Below are 24678 nucleotides of genomic sequence, written 5' to 3' on the forward strand. Positions count from 1 at the left end.
CGCCTCAGCGGAACTGATTTAACGTGCCATACTCCAAGCTCTCCTGCTTAGACAGACGAAGCGACACATGTACAAAGGATTGACTCGCGCCGCTGGCGCACTTCTGGCCCTCGTAGCCCTCTACAGCCTTCTTGGCTTTCTCATACTCCCCGGTGTCGCGCTGCGCATCGCCAACCAGCAGTTGGCCCAGTACGCAACCGTGCCTGCCCACCTCGAACGGATCGAGCTCAACCCCTTCAGCCTCGAGCTGACGCTGTGGGGCCTGCAGATCGGCGAGCCGGGCAAGGAGCAGGTCGGCTTCGACCGGCTGTACGCCAACCTCTCGCTCGACAGCCTGTGGAGCGGTGCCCTGCACCTGGACGCAGTGGAACTGGTCAAACCACGCAACGAAGTGCTGTTCGCCAAGGACGGTACCCTCAACCTGACCCGCCTGTTCAAGTTGCCCCCAAGCGAAGCCAAGCCCGACGAGCCGCCCAGCGACCCGTTCCCGCTGCGCATCGGCAGCATCAAGCTCAGCGACGGTTACCTGCACTTCGAGGACCTGCGCCCGAGCGAGCCGATCGAGTTCCTCTACGACAACATGAACCTGGAGCTGAATAACCTCAGTACCTTGCCCAACGACAATGCCGACATGAACCTGGTGGCCATCGGCCCCAACGGCGGGCGCATCGACTGGAAAGGCACCCTGAGCCTGGCGCCGATCGCCTCTGAAGGCACACTGAAGGTCACCGACGGCAACATGAAGGCGTTCTGGCCCTATGTACGCGATGCCGTACCACTGGTGCTGGAAAACGGCGTGGTCAGCCTCGACACCCACTACAAGCTCAACCTCGCCAAGCAGACCGAACTGTTGCTGGACAACGCGTCGGTGCGCATTGCCCCGTTCGCCATCAAGGCTCCGGATGGTCGCCCGCTGGCGCGCCTGGCCAGCCTGGAAGTGAGCGAGACCTCCGTCGACCTGGTCAAGCAACTGGTCACCGTGGGCAAGATCCGCAGCGAAAAACTGGAAACCTGGGCCGCACTGGAAAAGGACGGCCAGCTCGACTGGCAGAAGCTGTTCGCCAGCCAGCCGGCCAAGGCCACACCGAAGGAAAAGGCCGAGCCTGCCGCCGCCGAGCCCACCCCGGAACAGCAAGCCGCCAAGGAGCCGGGCAAGCCCTGGCAGGTGCTGCTCAAGGACGTGCAACTGCGTAACTATCTGGTGCACCTGGCAGACCGCACCCAGAAAGAGCCGGTGGCCCTCGACGTCGGCCCGCTCAACGCCGACCTGCAAGGTTTCGACAGCCTCAACCAGTCGCCCTTCACCCTCAAGCTCGATACCGGCGTGGGCAAGCAGGGCAAACTGCAGGCGGCCGGCCAGGTCAACCTGGCACCCATATGGGCCAAGCTGGACGTGAGCAGCCGCGACATCGACCTGCGGGTGGCCCAGGCCTATATCAGCCCGTTCATCCTGCTGGAGCTGCGCAGCGGCATGCTCGCCAGCGACCTCAAGGTCGACCTGAAGAACACCGCACCGCTGGCCTTCAGCATCACCGGCAAGGCGCAGGTCAGCCAGTTGCACACCCTCGACACCATCAAGAGCCGCGACTTCGTCAAATGGCAGCAGGTGAACGTCGATGGCCTGTCCTACGTGCACGGCGATGCGCTGTCGATCGACAAGGTAACCCTGCTGCAGCCCTATGCGCGCTTCATCATCAATGAAGACCGCACCACCAACATCAATGACCTGCTGATCCCGCAGCCGGCCGGCGCCCCGGCGACCAGCCAGGCCAGGCCGACCGCAGCCAGCAACGACAAGCCGCTGGGTATCCACATCGGCCAGATCGACATCAACGACGGCTCGGCCAACTTCGCCGACCTGTCCCTTACCCCCAACTTCGCCACGGCCATCCAGCAGCTCAACGGCCAGATCGGCACCATCGACAACCGCAAGCCGGTGCCGGCCAAGGTCAACGTCAAGGGCAAGGTCGACCGCTATGCGCCGGTCACCATCAAAGGCGCCCTCAACCCGTTCAACCCGCTGGCCAGCCTGGACATCGCCACCAGCTTCAAGCGGGTCGAGCTGACCACACTGACACCCTACTCCGGCAAGTTCGCCGGCTTCCGTATCCGCAAGGGCCGGCTCAACCTCGACCTGCACTACCTGATCACCAACGGCCAGCTGAAGGCCGAGAACAAGGTGGTGGTGGAGCAGTTGCAGTTGGGCGAGAAGGTCGACAGCCCGGACGCTGTGGACTTGCCGATCCGCCTGGCGGTGGCGCTGCTGAAGGATACCGAAGGCAAGATCTCGATCGAGCTGCCGGTGTCCGGCGACCTCAACAACCCGCAGTTCAGCGTGATGCCGATCGTCTGGCAAACCCTGCGCAACCTGGTGTTGCGCGCGGCACAGGCGCCGTTCAAGTTCATTGGCGGGCTGGTTGCCGGCAGTGGCTCGGAAGACCTGGGCAACGTGGCCTTCGCCCCAGGCTCCAGCGAGCTCAGTGGCGACGCCCAGGCATCGCTGGACAAACTGGCATCGGCCCTGAAGGAGCGCCCGGAACTGCGCCTGGAAATCGAAGGCACCAGCGCCCAGGCCAGCGATGGCCCGCTGATCGCCCAGCAGCGCCTGGAGCGTGAGTACCAGGCCACCTGGTACAAGATCCTGCAACGTCGCGGTGACAAAGTGCCGGCCAATGCCTCGATGCTGGTGGTCGACGACAGCGACAAACCGGCGATGCTCGAAGGCATCTACCGTAACCGCCTGAAGCAGCAGCCGCCTGCCGAATGGGAGCAACTGGGCAGCGACGAGCGCACCGCCAAGCTGCGCGAGGCGGTGATCAAGTCCTGGGCCGAGAGTACCGCGCTGCTGCGCACACTGGGCCAGGAGCGGGCCAGCAGCATCAAGGATTACCTGGTGGACAAGGGCCAGCTGGAAGATGACCGGGTGTACTTCATCGATACCAACCTGGGCCAGGCCGAGAGCGATGGGCGGGTGGTGACGCCGATGCATCTGGATGCCGAATAATCTCTACCAGCAGGTCTGGCCTCTTCGCGGGTAAACCCGCTCCCACAGGGAATGCGCCGGCCTTGAGCTGTGCGCTATCCCTGTGGGAGCGGGTTCATCGGGGCGCCGAACCGCCGCGAATAGGCCGGTACAGGCTTCACACCAACCGCTGCCCCGACACCGCCGGGTGATACAACGGCTGCACCTTGTTCCCCGCCGGGTCCAGCAGGTGGAAGCTGCGCGCCCCATCACCATGGTTGAACGGCCGGTCCAGCAAGGTCACGCCGTGCGCCTTGAAGTACTGGTACCAGGCCTCCAGCTCCTCCACGCTATCGACGATGAACCCATAGTGGTCCAGGGTCTGCAAACCATTGGCCGCCCCTGCCCCGCGCCCCAGCGACAGGTTGTCGTTACCACAAGTGAGATACACCAGGTCTTCGTTGGCGCGGTTCAGCACCTCCATGCCCAGCACATCGACATAGAAGCGTTCGCACTCCTCGAGGTTGGGCACCAACAAGGCAATATGACGCAGGCCATTCAGGCGACCTGGGCGTGCAGGCAATTCGGACATTGGCGAGGCTCCATTTTTGTATACAATTCACAATAGAATTTAAAACAAAAGGAGAGCCTTGTGTATAGCCTGTTCATCAAGACCCGTGTGAAGCCCGGTTGCGCCGAGGGTTTTCTGACCGCGATCAAGGTCAATGCCGCTGCATCCGTCGCCACCGAACCTGGCTGCCTGGTGTTCGATGTGTCGCAGGACCGGGTCGACCCGGAGGTGATCTACCTGTACGAGATCTACCGTGATGATGCGGCGTACGAAGCGCATACCCAGACCGCGCATTTCCGCGACAGTCGGCCGTTGGTTGAGCCCTTGATCCTTGAGCAGGAATGCTTCGAGAGTGATGTGATTGCGCGGAATCCGGTGTTTTAAGTGAAGAGGGGCTGCTGTGCAGCCCCTTCTTGAATGGGTGGCCAAATCCGTTTGGCCGACGGGACATTCCTTATTCGGACTTCAGGCCATCAGCCGACACGGCCTGCACGCCCTTGATCTTCTTGGCGATGGCAATGGCCGCCTCTTTCTGTGCTGCGGTCACCGCCGTGTCAGAAGACAGCGACACGACACCCTTGTTGGTTTCGACCTTGATATCGCCACCAGGCACACCTTTCTCGGTCATCAGGTCAGCCTTTACCTTGGTAGTGATCCAGGTATCGGAGGCTGCTTCCTTGGTCTTGGTCACCTCACCGGCCGCCAGCGTCATCGGGGCCTGGGTGGACTGCTGGGCGAATGCCGCGTTAGCCATGGTCAGGGTCAGAGCGGTAGCAGTAGCGGCAGCAATGGCGAACTTCTTCATAGGGATCACTCCTGTTTTTCGAAAGGTCTGCGCCGTACATCCTGGCGACAGGTATGAGGATAGCTGCATGCGCTATGCCAGCTATTCCCTTTAGTCCTTTTCCTTTCAAATCAATTACTTAGCAAACAGCCAGCATTCCCGGAGTCGTGCATTTTGCAATCCGCACGATAATCCTGCATGCAAGATGCAAGTCCGCAAAAGGTTCCCTTTCACCCATGAAAAAAGGGCCCCGAAGGGCCCTTTTCCTGTTGCGTGGCAGTCGCTTAGACGCCCGAGGCCTTGGCCGCGGCAACGTCCTTGATCGACAGCTTGATACGGCCGCGGTTGTCCACGTCCAGTACCAGTACTTCGACTTCCTGGCCTTCCTTGAGGATGTCGGTGACTTTCTCGACGCGAGCATCGCTCAGCATGGAGATGTGCACCAGGCCGTCCTTGCCAGGCAGGATGTTGACGAAGGCACCGAAGTCGACGATGCGCTCGACCTTGCCGACGTAGATCTTGCCGATCTCGGCCTCGGCGGTGATACCCAGGATGCGCTGCTTGGCAGCATCTGCCGCTTCCTTGGTTTCGCCGAAGATCTTGATCGAACCGTCGTCTTCGATGTCGATCGAAGCCTTGGTCTCTTCGCAGATGGCGCGAATGGTGGCGCCGCCTTTACCGATGACGTCACGGATCTTGTCGGTGTCGATCTTCATCGCGATCATGGTCGGCGCGTTGGCCGACAGCTCGCTACGCGACTGGGCGATGATCTGGTTCATCTGGCCGAGGATGTTCAGGCGCGCTTCCAGGGCCTGGCCCAGGGCGATTTCCATGATCTCTTCGGTGATGCCGTTGATCTTGATGTCCATCTGCAGCGCGGTAACACCCTTGGCGGTACCGGCTACCTTGAAGTCCATGTCGCCCAGGTGGTCTTCGTCACCCAGGATGTCGGTCAGGACGGCGAACTTGTCACCTTCCTTGACCAAGCCCATGGCGATACCGGCAACCGGTGCCTTCATCGGTACACCGGCGTCCATCAGGGCCAGGGAAGCACCGCAGACCGAAGCCATGGAGCTGGAACCGTTGGACTCGGTGATTTCCGAGACCACGCGGATGGTGTACGGGAAGTCGCTGTCGCTCGGCAGCATGGCCTGCACGCCACGACGGGCCAGGCGGCCGTGGCCGATTTCACGACGGCCGGCGCCGCCCATGCGGCCGCACTCACCCACCGAGAACGGCGGGAAGTTGTAGTGCAGCATGAACGGGTCTTTCTTCTCGCCTTCCAGGGTGTCCAGCAGCTGGGCGTCACGGGCAGTACCCAGGGTCGCGACGACCAGGGCCTGGGTTTCGCCACGGGTGAACAGCGCCGAGCCGTGGGTCTTCGGCAATACGCCAACTTCGATGTTCAGCGGGCGCACGGTGCGGGTGTCACGGCCGTCGATACGCGGTTTGCCGTTGACGATGTTCTCGCGGACGGTGCGGTATTCCAGCTCGCCGAAGATCTCTTTGATGGCACCGGCGGACGGGCCGGTCTCTTCGTTGCTCAGACGGGCAACGGCCTCGTCACGCAGCTGGCCCAGGCGGTTGTAGCGATCAGCCTTCTGGGTGATGGTGTAGGCCTGCGAAACGGCTTCGCCGAACTCGGCGCGCACCAGGTTCATCAGCTCGACGTTGGCCGGGGCTGGCTGCCAGTCCCAGGTCGGCTTGCCGGCTTCGGCGGCCAGTTCCTTGACCGCCTGGATCACGGCCTGGAATTCGTCGTGGGCGAACAATACGGCGCCCAGCATCTGGTCTTCGGTCAGCTCTTTGGCTTCCGATTCAACCATCAGTACAGCCGATTCGGTGCCGGCAACGACCATGTCCAGGCTCGAGGCAGCCAGTTGCTCGTAGGTCGGGTTCAGCAGGTAGCCGGTGCTTTCGTGGAAGGCAACGCGAGCGGCGCCGATCGGGCCTTCGAACGGAATGCCGGAGATGGCCAGGGCAGCCGAGGTACCGATCATCGCAGCGATGTCCGGGTCGGTCTTCTTGCTGGTGGAAACCACGGTGCAGACGACCTGCACTTCGTTCATGAAGCCTTCCGGGAACAGCGGACGGATCGGACGGTCGATCAGGCGCGAGGTCAGCGTCTCTTTCTCGGAAGGACGGCCTTCACGCTTGAAGAAGCCACCCGGGATCTTGCCGGCGGCGTAGGTCTTTTCCTGGTAGTGAACCGACAGCGGGAAGAAGCCCTTGCCTGGATCAGCCTGTTTGGCGCCTACCACAGTCACCAGCACGGTGACGTCGTTGTCGACGGTAACCAGCACGGCGCCGGTTGCCTGACGGGCAATGCGGCCCGTTTCGAGAGTAACGGTCGATTGACCGAACTGGAAAGTCTTGATTACCGGGTTCACGGTTTCCTACCTTTTTCAGTGGCTCTTGGGGGAACTGGTTTCTTGCGAATTCTTGGGCAGAACGGGGAATCGGCCCCATTGACCGTCCAGATACAACACGAGGCTGGGAGCCTGGCACCAAGCGGAAAAACCGCTCAGCATTGCCAGGCTGCCAACCTCGAAGATACGCGTGGCGTGTCCAACGGCAGCACTGCAAAACAGCCCTGTCGAAGCCTGCGACACGCCATGCACACCACTGACCAGGCCGCTATTAGCGACGCAGGCCCAGGCGACCGATCAGGGCGCTGTAACGAGTGGTGTCTTTGCCCTTCAGGTAGTCCAGCAGCTTACGACGCTGGTTGACCATACGGATCAGACCACGACGGGAGTGGTGGTCTTTGTCGTTGGCCTTGAAGTGGCCTTGCAGCTTGTTGATGTTGGCGGTCAGCAGAGCAACCTGCACTTCCGGGCTACCGGTATCGCCGGCGGCTTGCTGGTATTCGGCAACGATCTGAGCTTTTTCTTCAACGCTGAGGGCCATGTGGCTTCTCCTGATAACGGATCCCGCATGCGGGGTCCAATAGGCCAGGGACTGATCCCTGTATTAATAAAAAAGGTGTGACCGTGCCTACTGACAGCCACCCTTGGTGCCGTGGGGTTCGGCAACTGCCTGGCCCCCCGGTTTCGGTCATTCCGACCGAATCAGCCGACGCGGCGCAATGCGCCCGTCTTCGCTCACTTCACCGATACCGATGAAGCGTGCATTGTGATCCTGTACCCGGACCATGCCAAATTGTGGCGCGTCCGGTGCGCGTACCGCCTGCCCATGCAGCCAGTAGAACGCGCTGTGCTCGGACAGGCACACCAGCGGCCAGTCCTGCAGGCCGCTGTCCGAGGGCATCAGGAAGCGGTCGAGCGCTTCATTGCCGCCTTCGGCGTGGGCCTGTTCAAGTTCCTCGAGGGTGACCGTCTGTGCCAGCGCGAAAGGCCCGGCCTGGGTCCTGCGCAGCTCGGCAACATAGGCGCCGCAGCCAAGGGCCTCGCCAATATCCTCCACCAGGGTACGGATATAGGTGCCTTTGCTGCATCCTACGCTCAACCGTGCACGGGTGCCTTCGCACTCGAGCAACTCCAAGCGGCCAATAGTAACAGAACGCGCCTCGCGCTCCACTACCTCTCCTGCACGTGCCAGCTTGTACAGCGGCTGGCCGTCACGCTTGAGCGCCGAGTACATCGGCGGTATCTGGCTGATCTGGCCACGAAAACGTGGCAGCAGGGCCTCGATGTCGGCGCGACCAACGGTCACCTCGCGGGTCTGCAGCACCTCACCTTCGGCATCGCCGGTGTTGGTCGTCTGCCCCATCTGCATGACCGTTTCGTAGCCCTTGTCGGAATCGAGCAGGTACTGCGAAAACTTGGTCGCTTCGCCAAAGCACAGCGGCAGCACGCCGGTTGCCAACGGGTCGAGGCTGCCGGTGTGACCAGCTTTTTCCGCATTGAGCAGCCAGCGCACCTTTTGCAGGGCGGCGTTGGAGGTGAAGCCCAGCGGCTTGTCGAGCAGGATGATGCCGCTGACGTTGCGGCGGATACGTTTGACCTGGGCCACCGCTTACTCCTCGGCGTCCGGCTGGTCGGCATCCTTGTGCTGACGGTCTTCAGCGACCGCGCGCTCGATCAGTGCCGACAGGTGGGCACCACGGCTGACGCTCTCGTCGAAGTGGAAATGCAGTTGCGGCACGCTGCGCAGTTGCATCACACGGCCCAGGTGCAGGCGCAGGAAGCTCGCGGCGCTGGTCAGGGCCTTGAGGGTCTGCGGTACGGCGTCGGCGCCGTCCTGGCCCATCACGGTGATGAATACCTTGGCGTGGCCAAGGTCGCGGCTGACGTCGACGGCAGTGATGGTCACCAGGCCGACGCGCGGGTCTTTGACTTCACGGCGGATCAGCTCCGACAGCTCGCGCTGCATCTGGTCGCCGATGCGTTGGGTACGGCTATATTCTTTTGCCATTCTTGCTACCTGTAACTTAAAGCGGCAAACGCCCGGTCAAGCTGAAGCCTGACCGGGCGCTACCTTCAGAGGCGCTGCCAGCCGCCCTGGGGCGGGGCCTGCACCACGCTCGCCCCTTACAGGGTACGAGCCACCTGGACTTTCTCGAAGACTTCGATCTTGTCGCCGACCTTGACGTCGTTGTAGCTCTTCACGCCAATACCGCACTCCATGCCGTTACGCACTTCGGAGGCGTCGTCCTTGAAGCGACGCAGCGACTCCAGCTCGCCTTCGAAGATCACAACGTCTTCGCGCAGTACGCGGATCGGACGGTTGCGGTACACGGTACCCTCGATGACCATACAGCCAGCGATGGCGCCGAACTTCGGCGAACGGAACACGTCACGCACTTCGGCGACACCCAGGATGTTCTCGCGAACATCGCTGCCGAGCATGCCGGTCAGGGCCTTCTTGACGTCTTCGATGATGTCGTAGATCACGTTGTAGTAACGCATATCCAGACCTTCCTGCTCGACGATCTTGCGCGCGCCGGCATCGGCACGCACGTTGAAGCCGAACAGTACTGCATTCGAAGCCAGCGCCAGGTTGGCGTCGCTTTCGGTGATACCACCGACGCCGCCACCGATCACGCGCACCTGAACTTCGTCGTTGCCCAGACCCGACAGCGAACCCTGCAGTGCTTCCAGGGAACCACGCACGTCGGTCTTGAGGACGATGTTGAGGGTCTTCTTCTCTTCCTGACCCATGGTCTCGAAGATGTTTTCCAGCTTGCCGGCGTGAGCACGGGCCAGCTTGACCTCGCGGTACTTGCCTTGACGGAACAGGGCAACTTCACGGGCCTTCTTCTCGTCAGCAACCACGGACAGCTCGTCACCGGCTTCCGGGGTACCGTCCAGGCCGAGGATTTCGACCGGGATCGACGGGCCGGCTTCCTTCACAGGCTTGCCGTTCTCGTCGAGCATGGCACGCACGCGGCCATAGTTGGAACCGCACAGGACCATGTCGCCCTGACGCAGGGTACCGTCCTGAACCAGGATGGTCGCCACCGGGCCACGGCCCTTGTCCAAGCGCGATTCGACAACCACACCACGACCTGGGGCGGTCGGGGTAGCGGTCAGCTCGAGGATCTCGGCCTGCAGCAGGACCGCTTCGAGCAGTTCGTCGACGCCGGTACCCATCTTCGCCGAAACCTTGACGAACGGAGTGTCACCACCCCAATCCTCGGAGGTGACGCCTTCGACGGCCAGCTCGTTGCGGATGCGGTCGATGTCGGCACCCGGCTTGTCGATCTTGTTCACCGCGACCACCAGCGGAACGCCAGCTGCCTTGGCATGCTGAACGGCTTCGCGGGTTTGCGGCATCACGCCGTCGTCCGCCGCCACCACCAGGATGACGATGTCGGTAGCCTTGGCACCACGGGCACGCATTGCGGTGAACGCAGCGTGGCCTGGGGTATCGAGGAAGGTGACCATGCCGCGGTCGGTTTCCACGTGGTAGGCACCGATGTGCTGGGTAATACCACCGGCTTCGCCAGCGGCAACCTTGGCACGACGGATGTAGTCGAGCAGCGAGGTCTTACCATGGTCAACGTGACCCATGACGGTAACGACCGGCGCACGCGATTCCACTTCACCTTCGAACTTCAGCGATTCGGCCAGGGAGTCTTCCAGGGCGGTATCGCTGACCAGGGTCACCTTGTGGCCCAGTTCTTCGGCGACCAGCTGAGCGGTTTCCTGGTCGAGCACCTGGTTGATGGTGACCGGGGTACCCAGCTTGAACATGAACTTGACCACTTCAGCGGCCTTGACCGACATCTGCTGGGCCAGTTCCGAGACGGTAATGGTCTCGCCGATGGTCACGTCACGGATGACTGGACCGGTCGGGTTCTGGAAGCCGTGCTGGTTGCGCTTCTTCAGCTTGCTCTTGCCACCGCGGCCACGGCGTACGCCATCGCTCTCTTCATCGGTGGTGCGCGGCGCGGCACGTGGAGTCGGGGCCTTTTCCTTCTCCTTGACCTTGACCTTGATCGACACGCGCGGGGCCTCGCCACGACGCTCGCCACCACGACGGTCTTCGTCACGGGTGCGGCCTTCGTTGCGACGGGCTTCGTCCTTCTTGCGCTCGGCAGCGCGGGCTGCGGCATCTTCGGAGGCCGGGGCGTCGGCAACTACCGGAGCCGGGGCAGCGGCAGGCGCCGCCGCTGGCTTGGCGGCAGGCGCAGGGGCTACAGCAGCGGTTTCGGCAGCCTGACGGCGAGCCTGCTCTTCGTTACGCTGGCGAACTTCGGCCTCGACCTTCTCGCGAGCGGCATTTTCAGCCGCGCGGCGCTCTTCCAGCTCACGCTTCTGCTCAGCCTGGATTTCTTCCGGGCTGCGCTGCACGAATACTTTCTTCTTGCGTACTTCTACGCTGATGCTCTTGCTACCGGCGACACGCAGGGTGCTGGTGGTTTTGCGCTGCAAGGTAATCTTGCGCGGCTCTTCCGCCTTGCTCTTGTGGCTGCTCTTCAAATGAGTCAGCAGGGTCTGCTTCTCATTGTCGGTCACTACCTGACCGGCGTCGGTGTGCGGCAGACCTGCCTCACGCATCTGCTGCAGCAGGCGCTCTACCGGTGCCTCGACCTCTTGGGCCAGTTCTTTCACCGTGACTTGCGTCATGCACTTCTCTCCTCAGGCCGCGCCTAATTACTCGAACCAGTGGGCTCGGGCGGCCATGATCAACTTGCCGGCACGCTCTTCGTCGATGCCGTCGATGTCGAGCAGATCGTCTATCGACTGCTCGGCCAGGTCTTCGCGGTTAACCACGCCGCGCACCGCCAGTTCCGCCGCCAAGTCCTTGTCCATGCCCTCAAGGGAGAGCAGGTCTTCAGCCGGATGGGCGTCTGCCAGTTTTTCTTCGGTAGCGATGGCCTTGGTCAACAAACGGTCCTTGGCTCGAGCGCGGAGCTCGTTGACGATATCTTCGTCAAAGCCATCGATGTTGAGCATTTCTTCCAACGGTACGTAGGCAATTTCTTCGAGGCTGGTGAAGCCTTCGTCGACCAGCACTTGGGCCAGCTCCTCGTCGACTTCCAGTTCATCGATGAAATTGCGCAGGATGTCACCGGTTTCGGCCTGCTGCTTGGCCTGGATGTCCTTCTCGGTCATCACGTTCAGGGTCCAGCCGGTCAGCTGACTGGCCAGGCGAACGTTCTGACCGCCACGACCAATGGCCTGGGCCAGGTTGTCCTCGGCAACGGCGATGTCCATGGCATGGGCATCTTCATCAACGATGATCGCCGCGACTTCAGCCGGCGACATGGCGTTGATGACAAACTGCGCCGGGTTATCGTCCCACAGGACAATATCCACACGCTCACCACCCAACTCCCCGGATACAGCCTGGACGCGCGAACCACGCATGCCGATACAGGCGCCTTGCGGGTCGATGCGCTTGTCCTTGGAGCGGACGGCGATCTTGGCTCGCGAACCCGGATCACGGGAGGCAGCCATGACTTCAATGAGGCCCTCGGCAATTTCCGGCACTTCGATGCGGAAAAGCTCGATCAGCATCTGTGGCGCGGTGCGCGACAGGATCAGCTGAGGACCACGGTTTTCGGTGCGAATTTCCTTGAGCAGCGCACGCAGGCGCACGCCAACACGGAAGGTCTCGCGCGGAATGATGTCTTCGCGGGCCAGCAGGGCCTCGGCGTTGTTGCCCAGGTCAACGATGACGTTGTCGCGGGTAACCTTCTTGACGGTACCGGAGATGATCTCGCCAACGCGCTCGCGGTAGGCATCGACCACCTGGGCACGCTCGGCCTCTCGGACCTTCTGCACGATGACCTGCTTGGCGGTCTGGGCGGCGATACGACCGAACTCGATGGACTCGATCTTCTCTTCGATCACGTCACCAACCTTGGCATCAGGGTGGGTTTCGTGAATCTTGCTCAACCAGGTCTCGATCGCCGGATCATCAAGATCGGCTTCGTCGACCACGGTCCAGCGACGGAAGGTCTCGTAGCTACCGGTGTGGCGGTTGATTTCCACACGCAGGTCGACTTCGTCTTCAAAACGTTTTTTGGTTGCAGTGGCCAGTGCCACTTCCAGCGCTTCGAAAATGACGCCGGGTGGTACACCTTTTTCGTTGGATACCGATTCAACAACCAGCAGTACTTCTTTGCTCATCGTACGCCTCGCCTTGCGCAAGCCATTGGGCCCGGATCGTCCGCCGGACCCGGCACGTCTCAGTCAAAACTGGGAATAATATTGGCCTTGTCGATCGAGTCGATCGGCAACAGGAACTCTTGATTGTCCACCTGGACCACCACGTCCTGCTCCTCCACACCGCGGAGAAGGCCCTGGAAGTTACGACGACCCTCAAAGGGTGAGCGCAGCTTGATCTTCACTTGTTCGCCGGCATGCGAGGCAAACTGTTCCAGAGTGAACAGTGGGCGATCCATGCCTGGAGAAGACACCTCGAGGGTGTATTCACTGCTGATCGGATCTTCCACATCGAGAATTGCGCTGGCCTGACGGCTGACCGCTTCGCAGTCGTCCACCAGGATGCCGCCTTCCTTGTCGATGTAGATGCGCAGTACCGAATGCTTACCCTGGGAAACGTATTCGATCCCCCAGCACTGATAGCCCAGACCCTCGACAACCGGGGCCAACAAGGCCTGCAACTGTTCTAGCTTGCTCGACACCTGAACCCCCTCGTGCATGCTGTGCAAATAAAAAATGGGCGAAGCGCCCATCCCTGAAAGCGCCGTTGGACAACGACGCCGAAAACTGTTCGGTTAGCAAAAAGCCCCTGAAAAGGGGCTCCGCTGAAGCTGGTTGCGGGGGCTGGATTTGAACCAACGACCTTCGGGTTATGAGCCCGACGAGCTACCAAGCTGCTCCACCCCGCGACAAAGCTGGGGCAAAAGTATAAGACCGAACCCTGCTGAGGGTCAAATCCGAACCTTCACCTGCAAGAAAGCCCGCTAAAGCGGGCTCTCAAGCTTTAATTGGTACCGAGAAGGGGACTCGAACCCCTACACCCTATGGGCACAACCACCTCAAGGTTGCGTGTCTACCAATTCCACCACCTCGGCAATACTACTACTTGAAACCCGTTACTTCTGCTCTTGTGCCGGAGGAGGTACATCACCCGTGTTAGGAGTGGTTTCGCTCTTCTGCTGCTGGAGCACCGGTACATCATCATTAACTGCCGGTTTCTGCGGCTCTTTCACTTCTAGCACTGCTGGATCCGGAAGACCCGCTTGGCTAAGCTGGTGAGCTTGTTGCTTCGCGAAGTATCCTAACCCAAGTGCTGTCAAAAAGAAAGTGGCAGCGAGTATAGCAGTTAATTTACTCAGGAACGTTGCAGAGCCCTGGCTCCCGAACACGGTATTTGAAGCACCCGCGCCGAAAGATGCACCTGCTTCCGCACCCTTACCCTGTTGCAACAGAACCAGCACTACAAGCGACAGCGCTGCCAACAGATGAAAAACAACGATGACTGTTTCCAGCATTTGTTCAGTTTCCTGCGGCGCGACAAATTGCACCGAATTCGTCTGCGTTCAGGGAAGCCCCACCAATGAGCCCCCCATCGATATCCGGCATGCCGAACAGTTCGGCCGCATTGGCCGCCTTCACGCTGCCGCCGTAGAGCAACTGCACCTTCGCAGCCACTTCAGCATCTTCTGCCGCCAGCTGGCCGCGGATGGCTGCGTGCACATCCTGGGCCTGCTGTGGCGTGGCCGTAAGGCCGGTGCCGATGGCCCATACAGGCTCATAGGCAATTACTGCATTGGCAAAAGCCTTAACACCGAATGCTTCGATGATACTGCTTAGTTGACGCCCAACAACTTCGAGCGTTTTGCCAGCCTCGCGCTCTTCAAGGGTTTCCCCGATGCAAAGCACTGGCTTCAAACCTTTGGCCTGGGCCGCTGCAAACTTGCGATTGAGCACTTCGTCGGTTTCACCAATTATCTGGCGACGCTCCGAATGACCAATCAACACCAACTTGCAACCTGCTTCAACCAGCTGTTCCGGAGCAACTTCTCCGGTCAGCGCACCCTGTTCGGGTTGTACTGCAGAATTCTGTGCGCCGACAGTAATTCCCTTACCTGCCAGACCATCGATCACTTGATTGATGAACAGGGCCGGTGGAAACACTGCGACTTCCACTCCGCTCGGCAAGGCCAGATTTCTCAAGCCTTCGGTCAGCTCAGCGACGCTAGCGCGGGTACCGTGCATCTTCCAGTTACCAGCTACCATAGGGCGACGCATGCTTTACCTCGTCGGTCAAAGTGGGCGCAGATAGTACCCAACCCTATCTGCGCTGGCAAGCGCCTTCAGACACAAACTTCGCCGACCAGTTTGGCCAGCGCTTCTGCATGCGCACGCACCTGGCTTTCGTCCTCGCCCTCGACCATCACCCGCACCAACGGCTCGGTACCGGATTTACGCAGCAGCACGCGGCCGCGGCCGGCCAAGGCCTCGGTCACCTTGGCACTGGCTTCCTTGACCGACGGGTGCTCCAGCGGGTCGACCTTGCTGGCGCCATAGCGCACGTTGATCAGCACCTGCGGGCACTTGCGCAGGGCCTGACGGGCCTGGGCCAGGGTTTCGCCACGGCGCTTGAGCGCCATCAGCACCTGCAGGGCAGCGATGATCGCGTCACCCGTGGTGGTGTGGTTGCAGCACACGACGTGACCGGAGTTTTCACCACCGACCAGCCACTCACGCTCCAGCAGTTCGGCCATGACATAGCGGTCGCCGACCTTGGCCCGCACGAACGGGATATCCAGGTCCTTCAGCGCAAGCTCCAGGCCCAGGTTGCTCATCAGCGTGCCCACTACCCCACCCTGCAGCTTGCCACGGTCCTGCAGGTCGCGAGCGATGATGAACAGCAGCTCGTCACCATCGACGATGGCACCGGTATGGTCGACCATCAACACGCGATCGCCGTCACCGTCGAAAGCGATGCCCAGGTCGGCATGGCCCACCAGCACGGCAGCCTGCAGCGATTCGATGTGGGTCGAGCCGCAGCCTTCGTTGATGTTCAGGCCGTCGGGCTGAGCGTGCAGCACGGTCACCTCGGCACCCAGCTCGCGGAACACGCTTGGCGCAACCTTGTAGGTGGCACCGTGGGCGCAATCGACAACCAGCTTGAGGCCGTCGAAGCTGGTGCTGGTCGGCACGCTGCTCTTGCAGAACTCGATATAGCGGCCGGCGGCATCGTTGATGCGCGAAACCTTGCCCAGCTTGCCCGACTCGACAACGGTCATCGGCTGGTCGAGCAACTCCTCGATCATCAGCTCGACTTCGTCCGGCAACTTGGTCCCCTGGCCCGAGAAGAACTTGATGCCGTTGTCATCGTGCGGGTTGTGCGAGGCACTGATGACGATGCCGGCTTCGGCATGGAAGGTACGCGTCAGGTAGGCGATGGCCGGTGTCGGCATCGGCCCGAGCAGCATCACGTCGGCACCCGCCGCGGACAGGCCGGCTTCGAGTGCGGACTCGAACATGTAACCGGAGATACGCGTGTCCTTGCCCACCAGCACCCGGCAGTGGCCTTGCTTGCGGAAGGCCATGCCGGCCGCCCAGCCAAGCTTCAGCATGAAGTCAGGCGTGATCGGGTATTCGCCGACGCGGCCACGAATGCCGTCGGTACCAAAGTATTTTCTGCTCATAGGGGCTCCAATGTTCTTATTCGGCGTTTTGCACCGCAGCGATCATGCGCACTACATCAACGGTTTCGGCCACGTCATGGACACGAAGAATGCTCGCCCCCTTGGTCATGGCCAACGCCGCCAGCGCAAGGCTGCCGTACAAGCGCTCGCCGACCGGACGTTCCAGCGTCAGGCCGATCATGCTCTTTCGTGAAACACCCACCAGCAGCGGGCGCCCAAGGCGATAGAGCGCTTCCATGTGCTTGAACAGGCTCAGGTTGTGCGCCAGTGTCTTGGCGAAACCGAAGCCCGGATCAAGAATGATTCTGTTAGCGTCGATGCCCGCCGCAGCACAGGCGGCCATTCGCTGCTCAAGATAACGCGTAACCTCGACGGTCACATCTTCGTAATGCGGGTCGTCCTGCATGTTACCCGGCTCGCCGCGCATGTGCATGAGGCACACCGGCAGGCCGGTATCCGCGGCCGCGTCCAGGGCGCCATCGCGCTCCAGGGCTCGCACGTCGTTGATCAGCCCGGCACCAAGGCGCGCCGATTCACGCATGACCGCTGGCGTGGAGGTATCGACCGAGATGACCACATCGAGGCGGCTGTTGATCGCCTCGACCATGGGTGCCACCCGCTCCAGCTCCTCGGTCACCGATACCGCGCGCGCGCCCGGCCGCGTGGACTCGCCGCCGATATCGATCAGCGTGGCGCCTGCAGCAACCATCGCTTCGGCATGACGCAACGCCTCGTCGCGCTGGTTGAAGCGCCCACCATCGGAGAAGGAATCAGGGGTGATATTGAGAATACCCATGACATGGGTACGCGACAAATCAAGAACCCGGTTGCCGCAAGGCAACCGGGTCGGGTACTGCACTGAGCTCATAGATGCCCTTAGTGTTGAGCCGCTGGACCGCCGATCGGCGATTCTGGGCGATCACCCTGGGCGGCAGGCTTGCCCGAAGCAGAGTCATCATCCCAGTCGCGCGGTTCGCGCGGGGTACGGCCGGCCATGATATCGTCAATCTGCTCGGCATCGATGGTCTCGTACTTCATCAGCGCTTCGGCCATGGCATCGAGCTTGTCACGGTTGTCGGTGAGCAGCTGCTTGGCCGTGGCGTAGCACTGGTCGATGATGCTGCGCACTTCCGAGTCGATCAGCTTGGCGGTTTCACCGGAAACGCTGGCGTGCTGGCTGGCAGCGCTGCGGCCCAGGAACACTTCGCCCTCTTCCTCGGCATACATCAGCGGGCCGAGTTTTTCGGAGAGGCCCCACTTGGTCACCATGTTGCGGGCGATCTGGCTGGCACGCATGATGTCGTTGGACGCACCGGTAGTGACACCGTCGAAGCCCAGGGTCATTTCCTCGGCAATACGGCCACCGTACAGCGAGCAAATCTGGCTGATCAGTGCGCGCTTGGACAGGCTGTAGCGGTCCTCTTCGGGCAGGAACATGGTCACGCCCAGGGCACGACCACGCGGAATGATCGAAACCTTGTAGACCGGATCGTGCTCAGGCACCAGGCGACCGACAATGGCGTGGCCAGCCTCGTGGTAGGCGGTGTTCTGCTTTTCTTTCTCGGACATGACCATGGTCTTGCGCTCGGCGCCCATCATGATCTTGTCCTTGGCCAGCTCGAACTCTTTCATTTCGACCAGGCGCTTGTTGGCGCGCGCGGCAAACAGCGAGGCCTCGTTGACCAGGTTGGCCAGGTCTGCGCCGGAGAAGCCAGGGGTACCGCGGGCGATGACCGCCGGATTGACGTTCTCGCCGACCGGTACCTTGCGCATGTGTACCTTGAGGATCTGTTCGCGACCACGAATGTCCGGCAGGCCAACCACCACCTGGCGGTCGAAGCGGCCGGGGCGCAGCAGCGCCGGGTCGAGCACGTCCGGACGGTTGGTAGCAGCGATGACGATGATGCCATCGTTCATCTCGAAGCCGTCCATCTCCACCAGCAGCTGGTTGAGGGTTTGCTCACGCTCGTCGTGACCGCCACCCATGCCGGCGCCACGGTGGCGACCAACGGCGTCGATCTCGTCGATGAAGATGATGCACGGGGCGTGCTTCTTGGCCTGCTCGAACATGTCGCGCACACGACTGGCACCGACACCGACGAACATTTCCACGAAGTCCGAACCGGAAATGGTGAAGAACGGCACCTTCGCCTCGCCGGCGATGGCCTTGGCCAGCAGGGTCTTACCGGTACCGGGCGGGCCGACCATCAGCACGCCACGCGGGATACGGCCACCCAGGCGCTGGAACTTGCCCGGATCGCGCAGGAACTCGACCAGCTCGCCAACCTCTTCCTTGGCTTCGTCGCAGCCTGCAACGTCGGCCAGGGTGGTCTTGACCTGGTCTTCGGACAGCAGACGCGCCTTGCTCTTGCCGAAGCTCATCGGCCCGCCTTTGCCGCCCGCACCGCCCTGCATCTGGCGCATGAAGAACATGAACACGGCAATGATCACCAGGATCGGGAAGCTGGCCACCAGCAGCTGGGTCCAGATGCTCTGCTGCTCAGGCTGCTTGCCTTCGATGATGACGTGGTTGTCGACCAGGTCGCCGATCAGGCCGTTGTCGGTAATGGCCGGGCGCACGGTCTTGAAGTTGTCGCCGTCGGCGCGCTTGCCGGTAATGATGTAGCCGTCGACGGTCACACGCTCGACCTTGCCATCCTTGACCTGCTGGATGAAGTCGGAATAGTTGAGGGTCTGCGGCTCGTTAGGGCTGGAGAAGTTGTTCATCACCGTCACCAGGACAGCTGCGATGATCAACCACAGGATCAGATTCTTTGCCATGTCGTTCAATTCGCTACCCTCTGAGGTCGGCGCACGACGCAGCCGTTCCTCGCATGATATTCATCGCCCTAACTTACTACATTACCTACGCAGCCGCAGGCACCGTCTGTAACCCTTTGTGAAAGCTAGACTACACGAAGTTCGGACGATCCTGACGCAGCGGCCGATTGGAAATAACTATCGGCCACCCCGCTTCACGCCTTTCACGCCCCTTTGAAACCCCTGCCCAGCAGGTACTGCTCGCGGGAACGGTCACGCGACGACGACGGTTTGCGCATCTGTACCTTGTCGAACTTGCTGCGCACGTCCTTGAGGTACACGTCAAAGCCTTCGCCCTGGAAAATCTTGATCAGGAAGTCGCCGCCGGGCTTTAGCACGCGGGTTGCCAGATCGAGGGCCAGCTCGCAGAGGAACATCGCACGCGGCATGTCCACTGCGGGCGTACCACTCATATTGGGGGCCATGTCGGAAATCACAAGGTCTACGTGCGAATCGCCGACCGCCTCGAGAATGCGCTGCAGCACTTCATCATGGGTGAAATCGCCCTGGATGAAGGTCACATCCGGGATCGAATCCATTTCCAGGATGTCGGACGCGATCAGGCGGCCCTGGCCACCAATCAGACGACTGGTCACCTGCGACCAGCCACCAGGAGCCGCACCGAGGTCGATCACGCTCATGCCTGGGCGGATCAGCCGGTCCTTTTCCTGGATCTCCAGCAGTTTGTAGCTCGCACGCGAGCGGTAGCCATCCTTTTGTGCCTGTTTCACAAAAGGATCGTTGAAATGCTCTCGCAGCCAGTTTGCGCTGCTTTTGGAACGTTGTACCACGGGGCACCTCGATGATATGCGTCGTGATTGACTGGGCGGAGCCGGTGGCCCTCGGGTAAAATGCCGGTCAATTTTACAGAATCAGACGGAAAGGGTCAGATTATGCCGCTCAATAACGAGCAGAAGAAGCAATACAAGTCCATTGGTCATGACCTGAAGCCGGTCCTGATCGTTGCTGGTAACGGTTTGAATGAAGGCGTCATCGCCGAACTGGAGCGCGCCCTGGTCGACCATGAGCTGATCAAGGTCGAAATTCGCTCGGAAGACCGCGAAGAGCGGGCCGAGACCATTGCCGAACTGTGCAAGGCCGGCCGTGCCGAGCTGGTGCAGACCATCGGCAAGAAAGCGCTGATCTACCGCAAGAACCCACAGCCGAACAAGCAGCTGTCCAACATCCACCGTTACAAGTAACGGCAAAGGGGCTGCTGCGCAGCCCATCGCGACACAAGGCCGCTCCCACAGGGATTGCACCGACCTGCGGCACAACGCAATCCCTGTGGGAGCGGCCTTGTGTCGCGAAAGGGCCGCAAAGCGGCCCCAGCGATCTCGAGCCGTTTAGCGGCGCATCTTGACCGGCACCGGCTGGGCCACCAGCACGATGCCGGAAAAGCCCAGCACCAGGAAACAGAGCAGCTGCCAGCGCTCGCCAACGGATATTCCGTAACGCAAGGTGTAATACCCCACGCAGGCACCGAAGCCGAGCAACAGCATCTGGCCACGGAACTGCCGCCACCAGGCCGCCAGGCCGTCCACCCTCGCCAGCACTGCCAGCTGGGTCAACAAACCAAGCAACGCCACGCCGATCAACCAGCGGTCGATCTGCCCGGCGATGTCCTGCACCAGCAGCGGTGCCAGGCCACTGACCTTGAGCGCGGGCACCAGCCCCACGTGAAACACCCACAGGCCACCGACCCAGAAAACCTGAGCCAGCTGCCAGAGGATCCCCTCGAGGGATGGCGCCCGCAGGCGCCGGTCAGATGTGCTTGACTTCGACAATCTCGTACTCGACCGTGCCGCTAGGCGTCTTGACGACGACAGTATCACCTTCTTCCTTGCCGATGATGGCACGGGCAATCGGTGCTCCGCTCGAGAGCTTGCCCTGTTTCACGTCGGCTTCATCCTCGCCGACGATCTGGTAGCTCACCTCTTCATCGGTTTCGGTGTTGGCCAGTACCACGGTGGTACCGAAAATCACCTTGCCGGTGTGAGGGATAGTGGTCACGTCGATCACCACCGAGTTCTGCAGGCGGCCTTCGATATCACGGATACGCGCCTCGACCATGCCCTGCTCCTCACGGGCAGCATGGTATTCGGCGTTTTCCTTGAGGTCGCCCAGCTCGCGCGCTTCACCGATGGCCTGGCTCAGGCGCGGGCGCTCGGTCTTGCTCAGGAACAGGTGCTCCTCTTCCAGGGCGCGGGCGCCCTGGACGGTCATCGGGTACTTGGTAATGCTCATGCTTTCAGTCCTGCATGCAGATCCTGCAGGCGACGAACGGTCTTTTCCGGACCGAATTTCAACGCCTCGCAGATGGCTTCACCGGCCGCAATGGTGGTAGTGCAGTAAATCTTGTGCTGCAGCGCATTGCGACGAATCGAGTAGGAATCGGCGATCGACTGGCGGCCTTCGGTAGTGTTGATGATCAGCGACACTTCGTCGTTCTTGATCATGTCGACCACGTGCGGGCGACCTTCGGTCACCTTGTTCACACGGCGCACTTTCAGGCCAGCCGCTTCGATAACCTTGGCGGTGCCGGCAGTTGCAACCACTTCGAAGCCCAGGGCGATCAGGTCGCGGGCAACGCCAGCCACTTGCGGCTTGTCGTCGTCACGCACGCTGATGAACGCGGTACCGCCGGTTGGCAGCACTTCGCTGGCACCCATCTGGGCCTTGGCGAAGGCTTCACCGAAGCTGTCACCAACACCCATGACTTCACCAGTCGATTTCATCTCAGGGCCGAGGATCGGGTCAACCCCCGGGAACTTGGCGAACGGGAAGACGGCTTCCTTGACGCTGTAGAAGTTCGGGATGATTTCCTGGGTGAAGCCCAGCTCTTTCAGGGTTTTGCCGGCCATGACGCGAGCCGCGATCATCGCCAGGGAGGTGCCGATGCACTTGGACACGAACGGCACGGTACGCGAGGCGCGCGGGTTGACTTCGATCACGTAGATCTTGTCGCCCTGCAGGGCCAGCTGCACGTTCATCAGGCCGACCACGCCCAGTTCCAGGGCCATTTTCTTGACCTGTACGCGGACTTCGTCCTGCACTTCCTTGCTCAGCGAGTAAGGTGGCAGCGAGCACGCCGAGTCACCGGAGTGAACGCCGGCCTGTTCGATGTGCTGCATGATCGCGCCGATCACCACGTCGGTGCCGTCGCACACCGCATCCACGTCCATCTCGATGGCGCAGTTGAGGAAGTGGTCCAGCAGTACCGGGCTGTCGTTGGACACCTGTACGGCTTCACGCAGGTAGCGCTTGAGCTCGTCCAGTTCGTAGACGATTTCCATGGCACGGCCGCCCAGTACGTAGGACGGGCGCACGACCAGCGGGTAGCCGATGCCGCCAGCAGCGCTGATGGCTTCTTCTTCGCTGCGCACGGTAGCGTTTGGCGGCTGCAGCAGGCTCAGGCGCTGAACCATCTGCTGGAAGCGCTCACGGTCTTCGGCGCGGTCGATGGCATCCGGGCTGGTACCGATGATCGGTACGCCGGCTTCTTCCAGGGCGCGGGCCAGTTTCAGCGGGGTCTGGCCGCCGTAGTGGACGATCACGCCTTTCGGCTTCTCGACGCGGCACACTTCCAGCACGTCTTCCAGGGTCAGCGGCTCGAAGTACAGGCGGTCGGAGGTGTCGTAGTCGGTGGAGACGGTTTCCGGGTTGCAGTTGACCATGATGGTCTCGTAACCGTCTTCACGCAGCGCCAGTGCGGCGTGTACGCAGCAGTAGTCGAACTCGATACCCTGGCCGATACGGTTAGGGCCGCCACCCAGGATCATGATCTTGTCGCGGGTCGACGGGTTGGCCTCGCACTCTTCCTCGTAGGTGGAGTACAGGTAGGCGGTATCGGTGGCGAACTCGGCAGCGCAGGTGTCGACGCGCTTGTACACCGGGAACACTTCCAGCTTGTGGCGGTGACGGCGCAGGTTCTTGTCGGTGATACCCAGCAGCTTGGCCAGGCGCTGGTCAGAGAAGCCCTTGCGCTTGAGGCGCAGCATGTAGTCCTTGTCGATCGACGACAGGGCCAGGGTCTTGACCTTCTCTTCTTCCTTGATCAGGTCTTCCATCTGCACCAGGAACCACATGTCGATGCCGGTCAGGTCGAAGATCTGCTCGCAGGTCATGCCGGCGCGCATGGCGTCAGCCACGTACCAGATACGCTCGGCGCCCGGTACGGTCAGCTCGCGCTTGAGGATGCTGTTGGCTTCCGGGCTGGCCAGGTCGACTTTCGGGTCGAGGCCGCAGGCGCCGACTTCCAGGCCGCGCAGGGCTTTCTGCAGGGACTCCTGGAAGGTACGGCCGATGGCCATGACTTCACCCACGGATTTCATCTGGGTGGTCAGGCGGGCGTCGGCTTTCGGGAATTTCTCGAAGGCGAAACGCGGCAACTTGGTGACGACGTAGTCGATCGACGGCTCGAAGGACGCCGGGGTGCGGCCGCCGGTGATGTCGTTCTGCAGCTCGTCGAGGGTGTAGCCGACAGCCAGCTTGGCAGCGATCTTGGCGATCGGGAAGCCGGTGGCCTTGGAGGCCAGCGCCGAGGAACGCGAAACGCGCGGGTTCATCTCGATCACGACCATGCGGCCAGTGTTCGGGCAGATACCGAACTGCACGTTGGAACCGCCGGTTTCAACACCGATTTCACGCAGCACCGCCAGCGAGGCGTTGCGCATGATCTGGTATTCCTTGTCGGTCAGGGTCTGTGCCGGGGCAACGGTGATCGAGTCACCGGTGTGCACGCCCATCGGGTCGAAGTTCTCGATCGAGCAGACGATGATGCAGTTGTCCTTCTTGTCGCGGACCACCTCCATCTCGTATTCCTTCCAACCGATCAGCGATTCGTCGATCAGCAGTTCCTTGGTCGGCGACAGGTCCAGGCCGCGGGCGCAGATTTCTTCGAATTCTTCACGGTTGTAGGCGATACCACCACCAGTGCCGCCCATGGTGAACGACGGACGGATGATGCACGGGAAGCCCAGGCGCTCGAGGACGGCGTTGGCTTCTTCCATGCTGTGGGCGATACCGGAGCGCGGGCACTCCAGGCCGATGTCCTTCATCGCCTTGTCAAAGCGCGAGCGGTCTTCGGCCTTGTCGATGGTATCGGCGTTGGCGCCGATCATTTCCACGCCGAACTTTTCCAGAACGCCGTGGCGCTCCAGGTCCAGGGCGCAGTTCAGTGCGGTCTGGCCACCCATGGTCGGCAGCAGTGCGTCCGGGCGCTCTTTCTCGATGATCTTGGCCACCGACTGCCACTTGATCGGCTCGATGTAGGTGGCGTCGGCCATGGCCGGGTCGGTCATGATGGTGGCCGGGTTGGAGTTCACCAGGATGACGCGGAAACCTTCCTCGCGCAGGGCCTTGCAGGCCTGGGCGCCGGAGTAGTCGAATTCGCAGGCCTGGCCGATCACGATCGGGCCAGCGCCGAGAATCAGGATGCTTTTGATGTCTGTACGTTTTGGCATGGTTGTCACTCAAATCCGGGGTCAGTCGGCAAGCCG

21 protein-coding genes and 2 tRNA genes are annotated in these 24678 nt (G+C 61.4%); 3 read left to right on the top strand and 20 right to left on the bottom strand.

Annotated features, from left to right (window positions below; all coding sequences use genetic code 11):
- The first annotated feature begins 67 nt into the window (after positions 1–67).
- Entirely contained in the window at positions 68–3004 is a 2937-nt protein-coding gene (locus ACIQYU_RS23285) for a DUF748 domain-containing protein (protein WP_402802401.1), read from the top strand.
- A gap of 136 nt (positions 3005–3140) precedes the next feature.
- On the opposite strand, the gene ACIQYU_RS23290 is transcribed toward ACIQYU_RS23285, so the two are convergent.
- Positions 3141–3554 carry a VOC family protein gene (locus ACIQYU_RS23290; RefSeq protein WP_010955354.1) on the bottom strand — a complete coding sequence of 138 codons (414 nt, stop codon included), beginning with the start codon at positions 3552–3554 and terminating at the stop codon, positions 3141–3143.
- A gap of 60 nt (positions 3555–3614) precedes the next feature.
- Between ACIQYU_RS23290 and ACIQYU_RS23295 the strand changes: the two genes are divergently transcribed.
- The gene (locus tag ACIQYU_RS23295) at positions 3615–3917 is read left to right on the top strand and encodes a putative quinol monooxygenase (RefSeq protein ID WP_207834355.1); all 303 of its coding nucleotides are present in this window, start codon (positions 3615–3617) and stop codon (positions 3915–3917) included.
- 70 nt (positions 3918–3987) lie between these two features.
- On the opposite strand, the gene ACIQYU_RS23300 is transcribed toward ACIQYU_RS23295, so the two are convergent.
- The 16 genes from ACIQYU_RS23300 to rlmE all read right to left on the bottom strand — a co-directional run bounded on the left by ACIQYU_RS23300 (position 3988) and on the right by rlmE (position 19968).
- Positions 3988–4338, bottom strand: coding sequence for a BON domain-containing protein (locus tag ACIQYU_RS23300; RefSeq protein WP_063911786.1), 351 nt, complete (start codon positions 4336–4338; stop codon positions 3988–3990).
- A gap of 263 nt (positions 4339–4601) precedes the next feature.
- Positions 4602–6707, bottom strand: a complete 2106-nt coding sequence (gene pnp, locus ACIQYU_RS23305; protein ID WP_207834354.1) for a polyribonucleotide nucleotidyltransferase — start codon at positions 6705–6707, stop codon at positions 4602–4604.
- Between the two features lie 250 nt (positions 6708–6957).
- Entirely contained in the window at positions 6958–7227 is a 270-nt protein-coding gene (gene rpsO, locus ACIQYU_RS23310; RefSeq protein ID WP_003249971.1) for a 30S ribosomal protein S15, read from the bottom strand.
- 147 nt (positions 7228–7374) lie between these two features.
- On the bottom strand, positions 7375–8292 hold the full coding sequence (gene truB, locus ACIQYU_RS23315) for a tRNA pseudouridine(55) synthase TruB (RefSeq protein WP_013974284.1): 918 nt from the start codon (positions 8290–8292) through the stop codon (positions 7375–7377).
- A gap of 3 nt (positions 8293–8295) precedes the next feature.
- Positions 8296–8694: a 30S ribosome-binding factor RbfA gene (rbfA, locus tag ACIQYU_RS23320; protein WP_063911788.1), complete on the bottom strand. Its 399-nt coding sequence runs from the start codon at positions 8692–8694 to the stop codon at positions 8296–8298.
- A 116-nt stretch (positions 8695–8810) separates the two neighbouring features.
- Entirely contained in the window at positions 8811–11351 is a 2541-nt protein-coding gene (infB, locus tag ACIQYU_RS23325; protein ID WP_207834352.1) for a translation initiation factor IF-2, read from the bottom strand.
- A gap of 27 nt (positions 11352–11378) precedes the next feature.
- On the bottom strand, positions 11379–12860 hold the full coding sequence (nusA, locus tag ACIQYU_RS23330; protein WP_063911790.1) for a transcription termination factor NusA: 1482 nt from the start codon (positions 12858–12860) through the stop codon (positions 11379–11381).
- A gap of 59 nt (positions 12861–12919) precedes the next feature.
- Positions 12920–13378 carry a ribosome maturation factor RimP gene (rimP, locus tag ACIQYU_RS23335; RefSeq protein ID WP_003249960.1) on the bottom strand — a complete coding sequence of 153 codons (459 nt, stop codon included), beginning with the start codon at positions 13376–13378 and terminating at the stop codon, positions 12920–12922.
- A 130-nt stretch (positions 13379–13508) separates the two neighbouring features.
- Positions 13509–13585, bottom strand: a tRNA-Met gene (locus ACIQYU_RS23340).
- 100 nt (positions 13586–13685) lie between these two features.
- Positions 13686–13771 (bottom strand) — tRNA-Leu (locus ACIQYU_RS23345).
- Between the two features lie 21 nt (positions 13772–13792).
- Positions 13793–14191, bottom strand: coding sequence for a preprotein translocase subunit SecG (secG, locus tag ACIQYU_RS23350; RefSeq protein ID WP_015271857.1), 399 nt, complete (start codon positions 14189–14191; stop codon positions 13793–13795).
- Positions 14192–14195: 4 nt separating this feature from the next.
- Positions 14196–14951 carry a triose-phosphate isomerase gene (tpiA, locus tag ACIQYU_RS23355; RefSeq protein ID WP_063911791.1) on the bottom strand — a complete coding sequence of 252 codons (756 nt, stop codon included), beginning with the start codon at positions 14949–14951 and terminating at the stop codon, positions 14196–14198.
- Positions 14952–15016: 65 nt separating this feature from the next.
- Positions 15017–16357: a phosphoglucosamine mutase gene (gene glmM / locus ACIQYU_RS23360; protein WP_063911792.1), complete on the bottom strand. Its 1341-nt coding sequence runs from the start codon at positions 16355–16357 to the stop codon at positions 15017–15019.
- A gap of 16 nt (positions 16358–16373) precedes the next feature.
- Positions 16374–17225, bottom strand: coding sequence for a dihydropteroate synthase (gene folP, locus ACIQYU_RS23365; protein WP_207834350.1), 852 nt, complete (start codon positions 17223–17225; stop codon positions 16374–16376).
- An 8-nt stretch (positions 17226–17233) separates the two neighbouring features.
- Positions 17234–19138: an ATP-dependent zinc metalloprotease FtsH gene (gene ftsH / locus ACIQYU_RS23370; protein ID WP_015271861.1), complete on the bottom strand. Its 1905-nt coding sequence runs from the start codon at positions 19136–19138 to the stop codon at positions 17234–17236.
- 203 nt (positions 19139–19341) lie between these two features.
- On the bottom strand, positions 19342–19968 hold the full coding sequence (gene rlmE / locus ACIQYU_RS23375) for a 23S rRNA (uridine(2552)-2'-O)-methyltransferase RlmE (protein ID WP_025340705.1): 627 nt from the start codon (positions 19966–19968) through the stop codon (positions 19342–19344).
- 102 nt (positions 19969–20070) lie between these two features.
- Here rlmE and yhbY point away from each other — a divergent pair, with 102 nt between their 5' ends.
- Positions 20071–20379, top strand: coding sequence for a ribosome assembly RNA-binding protein YhbY (gene yhbY / locus ACIQYU_RS23380; protein ID WP_003249945.1), 309 nt, complete (start codon positions 20071–20073; stop codon positions 20377–20379).
- Between the two features lie 144 nt (positions 20380–20523).
- Here the strand turns inward: yhbY and ACIQYU_RS23385 are convergent, their stop codons facing one another.
- Genes ACIQYU_RS23385 through carB form a run of 3 tightly spaced genes read right to left on the bottom strand, consistent with a single transcriptional unit; the run spans position 20524 to position 24642 of the window.
- Positions 20524–20964 (bottom strand): MFS transporter, encoded by a 441-nt coding sequence (locus ACIQYU_RS23385; RefSeq protein ID WP_207834348.1) that lies wholly within the window; start codon positions 20962–20964, stop codon positions 20524–20526.
- A complete protein-coding gene (greA, locus tag ACIQYU_RS23390) occupies positions 20942–21424 on the bottom strand; it encodes a transcription elongation factor GreA (protein WP_013974292.1) in 483 nt (160 codons plus the stop codon). Before greA ends, ACIQYU_RS23385 begins: the two co-directional genes overlap by 23 nt.
- The gene (gene carB / locus ACIQYU_RS23395; protein ID WP_207834346.1) at positions 21421–24642 is read right to left on the bottom strand and encodes a carbamoyl-phosphate synthase large subunit; all 3222 of its coding nucleotides are present in this window, start codon (positions 24640–24642) and stop codon (positions 21421–21423) included. The genes greA and carB overlap by 4 nt, the downstream gene beginning before the upstream one ends.
- Positions 24643–24678: the final 36 nt, after the last annotated feature.

Origin of the sequence: Pseudomonas sp. NPDC096925 (assembly GCF_044762545.1) — a bacterium.
Classification (GTDB): domain Bacteria; phylum Pseudomonadota; class Gammaproteobacteria; order Pseudomonadales; family Pseudomonadaceae; genus Aquipseudomonas.

Coding starts and splice junctions, on each gene's coding strand:
- carB (WP_207834346.1), bottom strand. CDS start 24,642: ATGCCAAAACGTACAGACATCAAAAGCATCCTGATTCTCGGCGCTGGC.
- ACIQYU_RS23290 (WP_010955354.1), bottom strand. CDS start 3,554: ATGTCCGAATTGCCTGCACGCCCAGGTCGCCTGAATGGCCTGCGTCAT.
- ACIQYU_RS23285 (WP_402802401.1), top strand. CDS start 68: ATGTACAAAGGATTGACTCGCGCCGCTGGCGCACTTCTGGCCCTCGTA.
- glmM (WP_063911792.1), bottom strand. CDS start 16,357: ATGAGCAGAAAATACTTTGGTACCGACGGCATTCGTGGCCGCGTCGGC.
- infB (WP_207834352.1), bottom strand. CDS start 11,351: ATGACGCAAGTCACGGTGAAAGAACTGGCCCAAGAGGTCGAGGCACCG.
- nusA (WP_063911790.1), bottom strand. CDS start 12,860: ATGAGCAAAGAAGTACTGCTGGTTGTTGAATCGGTATCCAACGAAAAA.
- folP (WP_207834350.1), bottom strand. CDS start 17,225: ATGAGCTCAGTGCAGTACCCGACCCGGTTGCCTTGCGGCAACCGGGTT.
- ACIQYU_RS23300 (WP_063911786.1), bottom strand. CDS start 4,338: ATGAAGAAGTTCGCCATTGCTGCCGCTACTGCTACCGCTCTGACCCTG.
- greA (WP_013974292.1), bottom strand. CDS start 21,424: ATGAGCATTACCAAGTACCCGATGACCGTCCAGGGCGCCCGCGCCCTG.
- secG (WP_015271857.1), bottom strand. CDS start 14,191: ATGCTGGAAACAGTCATCGTTGTTTTTCATCTGTTGGCAGCGCTGTCG.
- tpiA (WP_063911791.1), bottom strand. CDS start 14,951: ATGCGTCGCCCTATGGTAGCTGGTAACTGGAAGATGCACGGTACCCGC.
- ftsH (WP_015271861.1), bottom strand. CDS start 19,138: ATGGCAAAGAATCTGATCCTGTGGTTGATCATCGCAGCTGTCCTGGTG.
- rpsO (WP_003249971.1), bottom strand. CDS start 7,227: ATGGCCCTCAGCGTTGAAGAAAAAGCTCAGATCGTTGCCGAATACCAG.
- yhbY (WP_003249945.1), top strand. CDS start 20,071: ATGCCGCTCAATAACGAGCAGAAGAAGCAATACAAGTCCATTGGTCAT.
- rbfA (WP_063911788.1), bottom strand. CDS start 8,694: ATGGCAAAAGAATATAGCCGTACCCAACGCATCGGCGACCAGATGCAG.